A 14795-nucleotide genomic window follows, 5' to 3' on the forward strand; every position below is an offset into this window, starting at 1 on the left:
TTATTTTTTTCGATTACATGAAAAAAACACCTACTTACGACAGTAGGTGTTTACATAGCCTCCATTCTGTTTTGTAACGACGCCATCCGTTTACTCCTTCTTTCGGCTTGTTCAATTAATCGCTCAATCTCTTGCTTGTAAAATCTCATATGTTGAACCGACAACGCTTGTAACATTTCATCCTTTAATCGACTTACGATACGTTTTTCTTCATCTGTTAAAACTGTCTCATCATACACCATGCTTCTCACCTCACATGAGTAATCTTTACTATAACTTTCGGAGGTGATATTTTCGCTATGTCGGTCTTTTCTTATAATTTTGGTCCTTTATTAAATCGAAACCAACCCATTCGATAGAAAAAAAAGACCATTCCGACCACAATAAAGGCCATTATGCCTAAAACAATAAAATATCCATTTTCCATTTGTAGCTCGGGCATATTTCGAAAATTCATTCCGTAAATCCCGACAATGAACGTTAATGGCATAAAAATGGAGGACATAACCGTTAGCGTTATCATAATTGTATTCATTCGATTGGATGTAAACGAAAGGTAACTGTCACGAATATCTGCCGTTAATTCTCGATTCGCTTCAATCATCTCAACGAGCTTTATCAAATGATCATAAATGTCGTGGAAGTAAAGCTCCTCATTCATTTGATTCACTCTTTCGGATGTTATCATTCGGTATAGTAAATCTCTCATCGGAATAATCGTCCTTCTTAATTTGTTCAAATCCGAGCGAATTTCGAATAACTGCTTCATTAAGTCATCAATCGATTGATCTTTCGTATTCTCTTCAATCTCATTAAGTAAATCTTCTAATCGATAAACGGGTGGAAAATAATCATCGACAATTTTATCTGTAATTTTATGCATAATTTGAATGGGGCCTTGTCTGAGACGTTCATCTTTTTTGACAAGATGCCAAATATTATTGATGTCGCGTATTCCTTTTTTATGAAAGGTCACAATATATTTCGTACTTACAAACATGTCTACTTCTTCTGCTTGTAACGATTTTTGATGGATCGCATGTAAAACAGTAAACATATATGTATCATAAAAGTCTAACTTCGGTCTTTGTACAAACTCTAAACAGTCTTCAATGGACAGTGGATGAAATTGAAAAAAGCGACCGAGTACTTTCGTTTCTTCGACAGTTGGGTTTTGAAAATCTACCCAATACCATAAAACGTTGTTCCTCTTCAAATCTGTTAAATTGTCATCATATTGTATCGAACCATTATCAAGTATGGCTAACGTTCGAATCATCCGGCTCGACCCTTTCTTTCTAAATTGCTGTCTTCCTTTAATATGGCTATTTCATAAGAAAATATCGGCATTGACGGGAAAAGAATGATAAAATAGGAGCAATGAAAAATTTATGATGGAAGGTGATAGCGAAATGGAACATCTCATTAACCAACGTGTAAAAGATTTGTCAATTTCAGGAATCCGTAAATTTTTTAATCTTATTCAGCAATATGACAATGTCATTTCATTAACAATTGGTCAGCCGGATTTCCCAACACCTTCTCATGTAAAGGAAGCAGCGAAAAAAGCCATTGATGATAATTTCACATCCTACACGCACAATGCAGGCTTCTTTGAATTACGTGAGGCAGCTTGTCAATTTGTCGAGAAGAAATATTCATTGACGTATGACGCAAAAGAAGAGGTGATCGTAACAAATGGAGCTAGTCAAGCAATTGATATTGTACTAAGAACAATCATAGAACCAGGCGATGACGTTCTTCTCCCCGGCCCAGTTTACCCTGGCTACGAGCCAATCATTCGATTATGTGGAGCCACTCCCGTACATATTGACACGACTCAAAACGAATTTAAATTGACGGCAGATCTAATTGAAAAACATATAACTGAACAAACAAAATGTATTGTCTTACCGTATCCGTCTAACCCTACTGGCGTATCGCTAACAGAAACAGAGTTAAAAGACATTGCAGAGCTTGTGAGAGGAAAAGACATCTTCATCCTTTCAGATGAAATTTATAGTGAGCTTTTGTTTTCGCAAAAACATGTTTCCATTGCCTCCTTTTTACGAGAGCAAACGATTGTCATTAATGGGCTATCGAAGTCCCACAGTATGACGGGATGGAGAATTGGCTTTTTATTTGCTCCAAAAGAAATCACAAAACACATTTTAAAAGTACATCAATATAATGTATCTTGTGCATCTTCTATTTCACAAAAAGCCGCATATGAAGCGTTAACGGTCGGAATGAATGATTCCATCATGATGAAAGCTGAATATGAACAAAGGTTGGAATATGCTTATATGCGCCTTTGTCAATTAGGGTTTGACGTCGTGAAACCCGATGGGTCCTTTTACTTATTCCCATCCATTCCAACCTCGAGACAGCAATCGTCTTTCGACTTTGCTCTTGAGCTTGTTCAAGGGGCAGGGGTAGCAGTTGTTCCGGGAAGTGCTTTTTCTCCATACGGGGAAGGGTTTATTCGTATATCGTATGCATACTCGATGGAGCAATTAGAAGAAGCTTTTCGTCGAATGGAACGTTATTTAACAACGTAGACGTTTTAATGAAGTTGATCGAACCTTTTCCCCCACCCATCTTATTTGCATTTTTTCAAAATCATAAGAGGTGGGGGACTTCTGCTCGTAAAGAGTGGGATTAAGCGGATGTGTATAATAGGTATGAGTGCATGGTGAAAATCAACTGAACGGCTTTCTATAGTATACGCTTTAAGAATAAGGAAGTTTAATTGTAAAGGTCGTTCCTTCTCCCTCTTTACTGCGAACGTTTATTGTACCATGATGGTTTTCCACCATTTTAAACGTCATCATAAGTCCTAAACCATTTCCACTTTCTTTTGTTGTGACAAAAGGTTGACCAATCTTTTGTAAAATGTCTTCGGGAATTCCCGTACCTGTATCCTTTACATGAATGACAAATTGATCATGTTCTGTATATGTGATAATGGAGACACTCCCTCCATTTGGCATTGCTTCAATTGAATTTTTAATTAAGTTAATAAATACTTGCTTGAGTTGATTTGGATCACAATAAATGTCACCACAATCTTCACAAAGTGATTTCTCAATCATTACGTTATTTAAATTGGCTTCTGTTTCTAATAATGTCATCACTTCCGTTAAAACATGATTCATATTTACTTTTTTCATGATCGCTTGTTGCGGCTTCGCCAGTAATAAAAGCTCACTTAAAATCAGCTCAATACGATTTAACTCAGAAAAAATAATATCAAAATATTGGTCATTTTCGTCTTTTTCAGCTTGCATTAATTGTAAAAAACCTTTAATAGCGGTTAATGGATTTCGAATTTCATGAGCGATTCCTGCAGCAAGTTGTCCAGCTATCGTTAATTTTTCTGATTGCAGCATCAATTCTTCCGTATGCTTACGTTCCGTTAAATCACGTATAATCACTTGTACTGCTGGTTCTCCAAAATAAGTTGTCGGTAAACAAACGATTTCTGTAAAAACTGCTCCTTTTTCTGCATGACGATTCCAGCTTTGATTCATTAAGACCGTATCCTTTTTTCCTTCAATAATTTCAGCAAGTGCTTTTCTCATATGCACATGATGCTCTCGCTCAAGAAAAGAATAGATATTCTTGCCAATGATTGCTGAATAATCACCGACGCCAAATAATTTGAGTCCTGATTCATTCATAAATACCCATTTATCTTTATGAATAACTGCAATCGTATCAATGGAGTTTTGAATAAGTCGTTGATATCTCTCTCTGCTTTTTTGCAGTTTATTTTGAACCCTCTTTCGCGATGAAACGTCATGGATAGCGACGAGTTCAGCTTTCTTACCTTTATACTCAATTAACGAAGGACGACACTCGACATCTATGAATCTTCCATCCGTTCTTCGCCACACTTGTTCAATCATCCCTACTTGTTTATCTTGATGGAGCAGTTGAATGCGCTTCCGTACAACTTCATGGTATGGAGCGAGAATAAGGTCATAAATGGACTTCCCAACAACTTCTTCCTTTGAGTGAGCACCTAGTAGCCCTAATAAAGATGTATTGACATATTGAATCACTCCATCAACCGAAATAAACAGCGGGCTAGGCAATTTTTCTATCAGGATATATGCATCTTCAAGGACTTTCAGATCGGAGATTGATGTATCTTGTATAGTTGGATTTTTCCCTTTCGTTGGTTGAGAGGATATATAGGAATCTAACATTTTTAGTTTAATTACAACTTCTCGCTCATTTTCTTTTAAGCGATTATGGATAAAATCAACCGTTGCCTCCATCCATATGTATACACCTTTTTTATGACGGAAGCGAAAAGAGCAAGGAGATAAATGATGATCATTGTAAAAAAACGATTCTAATAGATAAATATCATCCTTATGTATGTATTCGCGAACATCTCTTCCGATTAACTCCTCTTGTGCATATCCTAAACAATCTAAGCAATTTGAAGAGATGTACCGCAAGCGCCCATTCGAAGATAGTACAGAATACAATTCAACCGTATCAAATTTCTGTTTATCGCGTACATGGTTCGACAAAAGAACCCCCCCTTTTACAAAAAGCTCAAAAATACATCCCCTTATTTCTATTGTATTCGAGTTGTGCTCTATCTACAACTATATCAATCGAATTTTGTTAAATTCTACAATTTAATCATGATTTTTCTTGTATTCTTTTAAAGATGTGTACGCTTACGTGTCCCCCCTACAACTATTCTACTATAATAAAGTGAAATTGCATTCAGTGGGGTTTTTTTCATCTCCCACTGGATAGTGGATGTGATTAATTTTTATTTATTTCGACATGTTGTATTCAAATTCCTTTTAAAAATCGAACTCTTTGTAAAATGTACCATTTAATCGAGTCTCTTTTTCAAGTTTTCGGTTTAGTATTTACACTCCGAAATCTTAATAGACAGACCGAAAGAATGTTGATTTCACGGCATTCTTTCGGTCTTTTTTGGAGTATTTCCCCCTAAAGTTTTAATGCATCCCCTTCCATTGTCCATCATTTTTCGGAGCTTTTTCTTTTTTCGCGTGTTCTTTATGCTTTTCATTCGCTTCGTGACTGCCAAATTCATGGCTAAATTCTGAATCAATTTTACTTGAATCATAGCCTTTTTTATTCTTTTGCTCTGGATCATTTTTTTTCGTTCGTTTTGCCATCATCTCAACTCCTTTTCATTCATATCGTGTACGATTTGCTAAAAACTATCCATGAATAGTTGGAGAAAAAAAGCGACCTCGTGTCGAGATCGCTTTTTATTGTTCAGCTATTGTATCTTTTTTCGGGGCTGTTCCTTTTGCATCGTATTCTTTTTGTAAATCAACGTAGGCATTGACAATATCGTTGGCAATGGCTGTATTGATGTTTTCTCCTCGACTCGTGCGGGTCCATGGGACTACAACACTAAAAGCGATTTCAGGGTTATTCGAAGGATAGTAACCAGCAAACGTTAAATTGTACACATCTCGGCCCCAATAACTTCGATTTGCTCCATAATAACCGGATTCAGCCGTTCCGGTTTTGCCCGCGACATCGTGATTGAACGCACCATTTGCAGTTCCACCCGGACCTGTTACGAGCTTAAAGCCTTGTTGAACACGTTTTATGTCTTCCGGTGTATTATTGATTCGATTTAATATCGTTGTTTGACGTTCTTGTGCAACCGGTCCAATTTCACCATCGCCTGAAGGCTCGTGAATCGACGTGACAAGACGGGGCTGGATGCGATAACCACCGTTCGCAATCGTTGACATGTATTGAGCCAATTGCAGCGGTGTATACGTATCGTACTGTCCGATCACTAAGTCTAACAGTTTCCCCATATTAGTTGGCGTTGTTTGCTGTCCTTTTGATTCTACCGGTAAATCTATCCCTGTAGGAACCCCAAGTCCGAATTGGGCAAAATAATTTCGAATCGTCATAAAATCCTCTAGCGTTGCAGGAAACGACATCCCTGGATAGTAGTTCATCCCAGCTATTTTCATCGCAATATGGAACATATAGACGTTTGAACTCTTTTGCAGAGCCGTTATATCATTGACTGAACCTAGAGGTCTATAAGATCCTTTTGGTTTCGTACCCTTCAATCTAACAGGTGTATCGTAAACGTAATAACCATGAGAGATTCCAAATTGATAGCCTGCAAGAACCGTTGCTCCCTTGACTGTAGATCCCATTTCATATTGGGTCGCAAACGCTCCATAGTCAAAGTTCAAAACTTTTCCTTCTGAGTACATTTTTCCGACCATGGAAAGAACATCCCCATTGTAAGGATCCATGATGACGACAAACGCTCTGTCAAGTAAATAGTTTCCTGGATGTCTTTTCGCTTCAAGGAGGCGTTTTTTGACAATCTCATCAACTCTTTTTTGCAATTCCATATCGATGGATAAACGTAAGTCATAGCCCCTTCTTCCATCGTCGACGAGCTCTTGCGAAATCGTTTCTCCATCTTTATTGGATATATATTCAAGCTTCGCTTTTCTCGGATTTAAGTAATCTTCGTATTGCAGTTCAAGATAACTTTTTCCAACTCGGTCATTTCGCGCATAACTTCGAGCCCTGTAAAAAGATTCTCTTTCTTGCGGAATCCCTTCTTTTTCATTCGAGATGCCACCTAAAATCGTTCGAAACAACTCATCGCCATACGGATAGTGTCGTTCCCAATCCATTATGACATCAATTCCAGGCAAGTATTCCAGTCGTTCTGCTACTTTGGACACTTCTTCACGTTTCAAATTCTTTGCCACTAATTGTGGTTCGTACGCATAGCCTGATGAAAATTTAGTATAAAACGCGACGAGTTGAAGCTCGTCTGGATTCTTTGTAATTTTTTCAATTTCGTCTTCCGGCACTCGTTCTACTTGAAGCTTATACGTTTCCTTTGGCTTTAATTTCTTTTCTTCTTTCGATAATAATTTCTCTGCCTTCTTCGGGTATTTGGCGAGCCAATAATCGCGAATATCCCGCTCTTTTAAAAAGTCTGTTTTGATTGTGATTAACTTCGAGAGCTTTTCGGCTGTTTCCAGTTTATCTTCTGCTTTTGTCGTATTTTCCACCGTATACGTGATCGCTGGTACGTTTGTATTATCAACGATTACCCGGTGATGACTATCGTACATTTTCCCCCGCGGTGCAGGATACTTCGCGATATCAACCTCTGTTCGATTGACTTCCTTTGAGTATTCCTCACCTTGAACAATTTGAACAACCCCAAGACGAATGATTAGCGCAACGAATAATAGAAAGATGACAAAAAAGAATACATTCATTCTGATCATTCTTGCTTTTTTCTGCCGTTTTTTCTCTGTCGGTTGTTGTCTACTTTCTGAACTCACATCGATTCGTCCTTTCTAAACAATCTCTTTCGGTAAAGAGAATCTACACTCTTGATTGTAACCTATTTGTCATGTTTATGACAGAAAGTTGAAAAGAAAAAAATGCTTTTTTATGAAATGGATTTGACAATACCGCCATCGACGAGTAATGTTTGACCCGTCACGTAAGTATTTAGTTTGGATAGTAAAAATACAGCGTAGTTCGCAAATTCCTCTGGTTGCCCATATCGACCTAACGGAATGATGGACTTCATTCGTTCTTCGATCTCTTCTTTCGTTAGACCTTGTTTGTTCGCATTGATTTCGTCAAGCTGTGCAACGCGATCCGTAGCAATTCTTCCAGGTGCCACTGTATTAATTAAAATTTGATGTGAGGCAAATTCCATCGCTAACGTTTTCGTTAAACCGACAATAGCTGTACGAAATGTGTTGGATAAGATAAGACCTGGGATCGGTTCTTTGACACTGGATGAGGCAATATTGACAATTCGGCCATTTGATTGTTTTAAATACGGTAGCGCTTCCCGAATGATACGAATATAGCTTAATACGTTTAACTCAAACGCGCTTTGCCAATCTTCATCCGTCATCTCTTCAAACGTACCCGCTTTTGGTCCACCAGCATTGTTCAGGAGCATATCGATGCTCCCAAATCGACTTGCGGTTTCTTTGACAACTAGCTTGATATCTTCTTTTGAAGTTATATCCGCCGTTATGTAATGTACGTTTCCTTTTTGTAATGCTTCTAATTGATTCGCGGTTTGTTTTAATTTTTCTTCATTACGAGAAACGAGCATAACATTTGCGCCTTCTTCTACGAGCTTTTTTGCTATCGCCTTTCCTAACCCTTGACTTGAAGCGATAACGAGAGCGTTTAATCCATTAATTCCTAAATCCATTAATATCACGTCCTTAACTTTTTGTTCATAGTTTACCATATATTGATAGAAAAGTAGAACTTGTTTACTTAAAAAAACGCTGAACTCTTTTACAAGAGTCCAACGTCTTAAAAGCATTAAATAATAAAATGACGAACTATTTTTTGTAATTCCTTGCTTGATTCATTTAAGCCCTCTGCCGATTGTGCAACGGATTCGAATGCTATTGTTTGTTCATTTGTTGAAGCACTTACTTCTTCAACAGCGGCAGCTGATTGCTGGGAAATAGCAGAAATACTTTGAATCGCTTCGACTACTTGTTCCTTTTTCTCGTTAATATCGTTCATGTTTTCTGTAACGGTTTGTATCGACGTAATGAGTTCATTCATTTTTATCGCAATTTGTTGGAACGCTTCTCCTGTTAATTGAACGTGGGCATGTTGTTCATCGTTTAATTCTCTTGAACGCTTCATTGTATTTACCGCATTTTTCGCTTCTTCTTGAATGCCTTGAATCGTAACACGAATTTTATCTGTCGCTTCAGCTGATTGTTCTGCTAATTTTCTTACTTCCGATGCAACGACCGCAAATCCTTTCCCACTTTCACCTGCACGCGCTGCCTCAATACTCGCGTTTAACGCTAATAAATTCGTTTGGTCGGAAATGTTCGAGATCGTCGTTATAACATCCGCAATATGATGAATTTTTTCCGCTAAACCGTCTAACGCCTTTTCAACCGTCTGAACTTCGGTATTTGCTTCGTTTGACTTCAATTGTAAGTTATTTAATTTTTCTAACCCGTCATAACTAGCTTGTTCTGACTCTTTAGATAGTTGTTTGACTTGATAAATGGCATCATGAACACTTTCGATACTGATGGATAAACTTTTTGTTTGTTCATTCATATTGTCTACGTCATGAGCTTGTTCCGTCGTACCTTTCGCAATATCATCGATGGCTGCGGAAATTTGTTGACCTGAAGCCATTGTTTCTTCTGAAACGGCACTTAAATGTTCCGCGGAATCGCTTAAGTGGATGATTGAACTATTCACTTTTTCTAGCATTAAACGCATATTGTCGACCATTTTGTTAAAGCTTTCACTCAGTTTCCCAACTTCATCTTTCGATTTTACGTGAACAATTGCTGTTAAATCACCTTGAGATACTTTTTCCGCTTGGTTTGTAAGGGTAAGAATAGGACGAGCAATTGACCTTGACACGAAATAACTACAAATCACAGCAAAAACAACGGCTACAACAGTAATGACGAAGTTCATGAGCTTTAGCGCATTAGCCGTTTTCATTAGCTCCTTATATTGATAAACGACACCAATCTTCCAATTAACCCCATCTATCGTATCATAAACCATCATTCGTTCATCTTGATCGTATTCATAATCTAGTAAACCATTATCACTTTCTTTTAGTGGCTGCATGAAACTTAGCTCGAATAAATCCTTTCCTTTTAAAGTAGGATGCGAGAGCGCCATTCCATTACTATCCATTAAATAACCATATCCGTTATGCCCTACATGAACGTTATTAACGATCGAATCAACAGCTTCTAATGAAACGTCAAAACCGAGAACCCCTATCGTTTTTCCATTATGTTCAATTGCTTTCGCTCCCGTAATGAGTAATTCGCCAGATGCGGCATCTTCATAAGGTTCTGTCCATACAACTTCCTCTTTATTTTCAAGTGCAAGTTGATACCAAGGGCGAGAAGTTGGATCAAAATCATCAGGTAAATTTAAATTTGGCTCTGTATATGTCACTTTAGATTCCGTCCCGACAAGGACCGCTTTCACTAAAGGGTTTAATTCTAGAAATGATTGATATGAGTTTAGCACTTTTTCTAATTGCTTTTCAGAAGGATTTGCTATTTGTGCAACCAAATCTTCGTCTTTACTAAACAGGTGGATATCATTGCTATAATCTTCAATATGTATTTCAACATTCGTTTTAATTTGTTCGACAACTGATTTTCCTGATTCTCGTACTTCTCTCTTTAAATTATTGCTATCAAAATAAGTAGTAAAGATAAATACTGCTGATAATGAAATGATTAATAGTAAAGCGATCAATGAGGTGATTTTCCATTGTAGCTTTTTAAACATGTTTTCAACTCCTATAATTTGTATTTCTGATTGAAGGCTAAATTGAATGAGGTTTGTATAAAAGCATAAGCGTTCAAAAATTTAGCTACTATCGATACAAAAAAACAATAGGACATGACTCAAGTCCTATTGTTTATATCGGTTCATTTCATGATTTTTTAAATACAATTTTACGTTTGTGTAAATCATTTTTAAAATGGGCGCATGCAAGTCGTGTTTTTCTGCAAGAGTTAATAAATATCCTTGTAGATGATCTGCTTCGACTAATGACTTTTTCTCCATATCCCGTTGCATCGATGACTTCATGTCATATTCCATTTTTTGAATCGTCTTCATTTGTTTTGCAACGATTTGGTTATCGAGAGGCGCTCCGACTTTTTTCATGATCGCGTCAATTTCATATAAGACGTCTTCGATTAATTCTAGACCATATTCGGTTTCGCGAATTGGACCTATTGGTGCTTGAAACAACGTGGTAACACCAGAAAAGGCCGAGATAAACATATATTTTTGCCACATCGCTTTTAAAATGTTACGACTAGCCTTCATCTCTGTTTTCGTATTCGAAAATACTTCGGCCAATTTTTCTATACGGGTAGTGTGCTCACCATTTAATTCACCAAATTTCAGATGATGATCTTGACTTGTTTGGACAATTTCCCCCTTTTCATTTAATGTCGTTTCAATGAAGCAAAGCCCTCCAAGCACTTTTTCTTCTCCAAACACATCCTTTAATACATCGATATGTTTCATCCCATTTAATAAAGGAAGGATAATCGTATCTTTCCCGACAAACGGCTTCATATCCTCGATCGCTTCCTGAAGATGATAAGCTTTCGTACTTAATATAATGAGGTCATAGCACTCGTTTGCAGAACGATTTGTCAAAGTTTTTGGGTTTATTTTAAAGTCACCATGGATACTTCGAACAACAAGACCTGTTTCTTCTAATTGCTTCTTTCGATTTGACCGAACAAGAAAGGTAACATCCTCTCCCTTTTCCATTAACCTCCCGCCGAAATATCCCCCGACGCCACCTGCACCAACGACTAAAATATTCATTTTTTTGCTCCCCCTTCTTCCTTCTTTTCCCTCTAGTATAAGAAATAAGGAAGAAAAAATCATGTAAAATATTCAATCTTTGCTGTAGGAAAGTATTGCTCAATGTAATGATGAAGCGTTTCCTTTAACACTTCCTCCTCATCTTTTTCGTAAATATATTTACCAATTCCGTATCTTCCCCATTTGTAACGGCGCTTTTCTTCATCCATTTCGAGCTTTGATTTTGGATAATTTTTTTCAATGACTCGTTTTGCTGGCTTTGTAAACCGGTGTTGAATAAGCTCAAATGTGATATCGTCACGATCATCTTCCGGTACGTTTTTTGCTAATCTTTCAAACATGTCTCGATACCCCTCTTCCCACCCGTCATGGATGTAAATTGGCGCTACGATAAAGCCAATTGGATAGCCCGCTTTAGCCGCTTTACTTGCCGCTTCAATACGTTTATGAAGGGGAGATGTTCCATGTTCAAAATTTTTAATTACATAGTCCGCATTAATACTAAAACGAAAGCGACTTTTTTTATTATGTTTTGCGTCTAACAAGTGATCAATATGGTGGAATTTTGTCACAAAACGAAGCCTTCCAAATTCGGTTTGACCAATAAATTCAATCGCCTTTTTTAACGAATGGGTTAAGTGATCGATCCCGACAATATCCGATGTACAAGAAGCTTCAAATCGTGTAATTTCAGGTGCTCTTTCGTCAATATATTGTTTAGCACGCTCAAATATCTCTTCAAGGTTAACATATGTACGAATATAGGGCTTGGAACCGAGTGTTGTTTGTAAATAACAGTAATGACAATGTCCCATACAGCCAGTTGCTAACGGAATAGCATATTCAGCTGAAGGTTTTGATGTATCAAATTTTAATGTTTGTCGTACGCCAATCACGAGTGTTGACTTAGCATAACGATATTTCTGTAATTCATTTTCCCCGGGGATATTTCGAACTTGGTTATGGGATGTCGTTTGCCGAATTTCGATCCCTTGTTTTTTAAACGTTTGAAGTAATTGTTCCGTCAGAGGATAGTCAAGAGCTCGTGGCTCGTAATAAACTAATTGAGGCATAAACGGTTTAACCATTCGGTTCACTTCCTTCATTAAATCCTTTCTTATTAATATGAACGGTTACTCCTTTCCTTTATCTACATAAAATTTTCCTATTGGAAATCCTACCTCAATTACACGAGTCCAGTTATTTCATCTGCTTCGACATTATTCCATACCGTCTCGTTTCCACTATAAAAAAACAGCAAATGGCATAAACCATTTGCTGTTAAAAAGGGAGTCATACGTGGAATGTATTTTTTACAAATTCCACAACTTCTTCAGTTGTACTCATCGCTAAAATTTGTTCCTTGAAGCTTGCTGCTTCTTCTTTTGATAATTGTTTAATTTGAGTTCGTGCCGGCAAAATGCTTGTCGCACTCATTGAGAACTCGTCTAATCCTAACCCTAATAGGATAGGAATAGCAAGTGAGTCTCCGGCCATCTCTCCACACATTCCAACCCATTTTCCTTCTTTATGAGCTGCTTCAATAACTAATGTAACGAGACGAAGAATGGCTGGGTTGTACGGTTGATAAAGGTAAGATACGCGCTCATTCATACGGTCTGCTGCCATTGTGTATTGGATTAAATCGTTTGTTCCAATACTAAAGAAGTCCACTTCTTTGGCAAATTGATCTGCTAGAATAGCGGATGATGGAATTTCGACCATCATTCCCACTTCAATGTCGTCAGAAACTTGAACACCTTCATGAACAAGCTTTTCTTTTTCTTCCATTAAGATCGCTTTCGCTTGTCTAAATTCAGCTAACGTTGCAATCATAGGGAACATGATTTTTAAGTTCCCATATGTACTTGCTCGAAGTAGCGCTCGTAATTGTGTACGGAAGATGTCCTGTACATCTAAGCAAAGACGGACCGCGCGGAAGCCAAGGAATGGATTCATTTCCTTCGGTAAATCTAAGTATGGTAGCTCTTTATCTCCACCGATGTCCAGTGTACGAACAACAACAGGCTTTCCTTCCATTTTCTCAAGAACTGTTTTATATGCTTCAAATTGTTCTTCTTCCGTTGGAAGCTCACTGCGACCCATGTATAAAAATTCGGTACGATACAGGCCTACACCTTCACCGCCATTTTCGAGGACACCTTTCACATCTTCAGGCGTACCGATATTGGCAACGAGTTCAACATGATGACCATCTTTTGACATAGTCGGTTCATTCTTTAGTTTCGCCCACTCTACCTTTTGTTGTTCGTATTGTTCTTTCTTCTCTTCATATTGTGCGATCATTTCATCAGTTGGGTTGACGATCACTTTTCCATCTAAACCGTCGACGATGACTTGAGCTCCATTCTCGATTTTTTTCATGACTTCTTTCGTTCCAACAACAGCTGGAATTTCCATCGAACGAGCCATAATCGCTGAGTGTGAAGTTCTTCCGCCAATATCTGTAGTAAACGCTTGAACATATTGACGGTTTAATTGTGCTGTATCAGACGGTGTTAAATCTTCTGCGATGATAATCACTTCTTCAGAAATTAAACTCGGATTTGGAACTTCTACTCCTAATAAGTGGCCGATCACACGCTTTGTTACGTCACGAATATCGGCAGCCCGCTCTCTCATATACTCATTATCCATCGATTCAAACATCGTAATAAACATGTCAGCTGTTTCCCGCATAGCGTATTCAGCATTGACTGATTCAGTTTTCACTTTTTCTTGAACAGGGTTTAAAAGTTCTGGATCACTTAACACTAAAAGGTGTGCTTCAAAAATAGCTGCTTTATCTGCCCCTAATTCGCTTTTTGCATGATCTCTTATTTGTTCAAGTTCCGTTTTTGCTTTTTGAATCGCTTCTTCAAAACGAGCTACTTCTGCCTCAATATCGGCAATTTCTTTCTTTTGAACGGTTAAGTCAGGTTCTTCTAAGCGGTACGCTTTAGCAATGGCAATACCATGTGATGCTCCAATACCTTCTATTTGTAACATTACTCGCCTAACCCTTCTTTTTTAATTGTTTCTTCAATTGCTAAAAGTGCATCATTTTCGTCAGATCCAGCTGCTGTCACTTTAATGTCAGCACCTTTACCAATTCCTAAAGACATAACACCCATGATTGATTTTAAGTTAACGGTTTTTCCGTTATATTCTAAGTTAATATCTGCATCAAATTTACTTGCTGTTTGCACTAGCATCGTTGCTGGACGTGCATGAATTCCTGTATCTGCTGTAACTTTAAATGTTTTTTCTGCCATTTTACCTCAAACTCCTTTGTAATAAATTGACTTTTGTATAGTAACAGCCTAAAAGGCTTTTTTCAAGCAATTATATTTTAGAAAGGGCTATTTGCTAGCCCTCTCTATTTA

12 protein-coding genes and 1 pseudogene are annotated in these 14795 nt (G+C 37.7%); 1 reads left to right on the forward strand and 12 read right to left on the reverse strand.

Going from position 1 to position 14795, the window contains the following annotated elements:
- Window positions 1–50: 50 nt before the first annotated feature.
- Together MLD65_RS09700 and corA are read right to left on the reverse strand one after the other, a co-directional pair.
- A complete protein-coding gene (locus MLD65_RS09700) occupies window positions 51–242 on the reverse strand; it encodes a hypothetical protein (protein WP_243291667.1) in 192 nt (63 codons plus the stop codon).
- A 71-nt stretch (window positions 243–313) separates the two neighbouring features.
- Window positions 314–1279, reverse strand: a complete 966-nt coding sequence (gene corA / locus MLD65_RS09705; protein WP_243291668.1) for a magnesium/cobalt transporter CorA — start codon at window positions 1277–1279, stop codon at window positions 314–316.
- A 133-nt stretch (window positions 1280–1412) separates the two neighbouring features.
- Between corA and MLD65_RS09710 the strand changes: the two genes are divergently transcribed.
- On the forward strand, window positions 1413–2561 hold the full coding sequence (locus MLD65_RS09710; protein WP_243291669.1) for an aminotransferase A: 1149 nt from the start codon (window positions 1413–1415) through the stop codon (window positions 2559–2561).
- A gap of 171 nt (window positions 2562–2732) precedes the next feature.
- Here MLD65_RS09710 and MLD65_RS09715 read toward each other — a convergent pair whose 3' ends face one another.
- From MLD65_RS09715 to MLD65_RS09755, 10 genes and pseudogenes are all read right to left on the reverse strand, one after another.
- Window positions 2733–4547 (reverse strand): PAS domain S-box protein, encoded by a 1815-nt coding sequence (locus tag MLD65_RS09715; RefSeq protein WP_243291670.1) that lies wholly within the window; start codon window positions 4545–4547, stop codon window positions 2733–2735.
- Window positions 4548–4991: 444 nt separating this feature from the next.
- Window positions 4992–5174 (reverse strand): hypothetical protein, encoded by a 183-nt coding sequence (locus tag MLD65_RS09720; protein WP_243291760.1) that lies wholly within the window; start codon window positions 5172–5174, stop codon window positions 4992–4994.
- 96 nt (window positions 5175–5270) lie between these two features.
- Entirely contained in the window at window positions 5271–7295 is a 2025-nt protein-coding gene (locus MLD65_RS09725; RefSeq protein ID WP_243291761.1) for a peptidoglycan D,D-transpeptidase FtsI family protein, read from the reverse strand.
- 167 nt (window positions 7296–7462) lie between these two features.
- Window positions 7463–8251, reverse strand: coding sequence for an SDR family oxidoreductase (locus MLD65_RS09730; RefSeq protein ID WP_243291671.1), 789 nt, complete (start codon window positions 8249–8251; stop codon window positions 7463–7465).
- 116 nt (window positions 8252–8367) lie between these two features.
- Window positions 8368–9315, reverse strand: coding sequence for a methyl-accepting chemotaxis protein (locus MLD65_RS18385; protein WP_481748514.1), 948 nt, complete (start codon window positions 9313–9315; stop codon window positions 8368–8370).
- Window positions 9310–10347: pseudogene (locus MLD65_RS18390) on the reverse strand (cache domain-containing protein); the annotation flags it as partial. The pseudogene MLD65_RS18390 and the gene MLD65_RS18385, both read right to left, overlap by 6 nt.
- Before the next feature lie 126 nt (window positions 10348–10473).
- Window positions 10474–11409, reverse strand: a complete 936-nt coding sequence (locus MLD65_RS09740; protein ID WP_243291673.1) for a ketopantoate reductase family protein — start codon at window positions 11407–11409, stop codon at window positions 10474–10476.
- A gap of 59 nt (window positions 11410–11468) precedes the next feature.
- Window positions 11469–12497, reverse strand: coding sequence for a spore photoproduct lyase (gene splB, locus MLD65_RS09745; RefSeq protein ID WP_243291674.1), 1029 nt, complete (start codon window positions 12495–12497; stop codon window positions 11469–11471).
- A 205-nt stretch (window positions 12498–12702) separates the two neighbouring features.
- The gene (gene ptsP / locus MLD65_RS09750; RefSeq protein WP_243291675.1) at window positions 12703–14418 is read right to left on the reverse strand and encodes a phosphoenolpyruvate--protein phosphotransferase; all 1716 of its coding nucleotides are present in this window, start codon (window positions 14416–14418) and stop codon (window positions 12703–12705) included.
- Window positions 14418–14684, reverse strand: a complete 267-nt coding sequence (locus tag MLD65_RS09755) for a phosphocarrier protein HPr (RefSeq protein ID WP_243291676.1) — start codon at window positions 14682–14684, stop codon at window positions 14418–14420. The genes ptsP and MLD65_RS09755 overlap by 1 nt, the downstream gene beginning before the upstream one ends.
- Window positions 14685–14795 lie beyond the last annotated feature (111 nt).

Source organism: Bacillus sp. FJAT-47783, assembly GCF_022808615.1.
In the GTDB taxonomy this organism is placed as follows: domain Bacteria; phylum Bacillota; class Bacilli; order Bacillales; family Aeribacillaceae; genus Bacillus_BZ.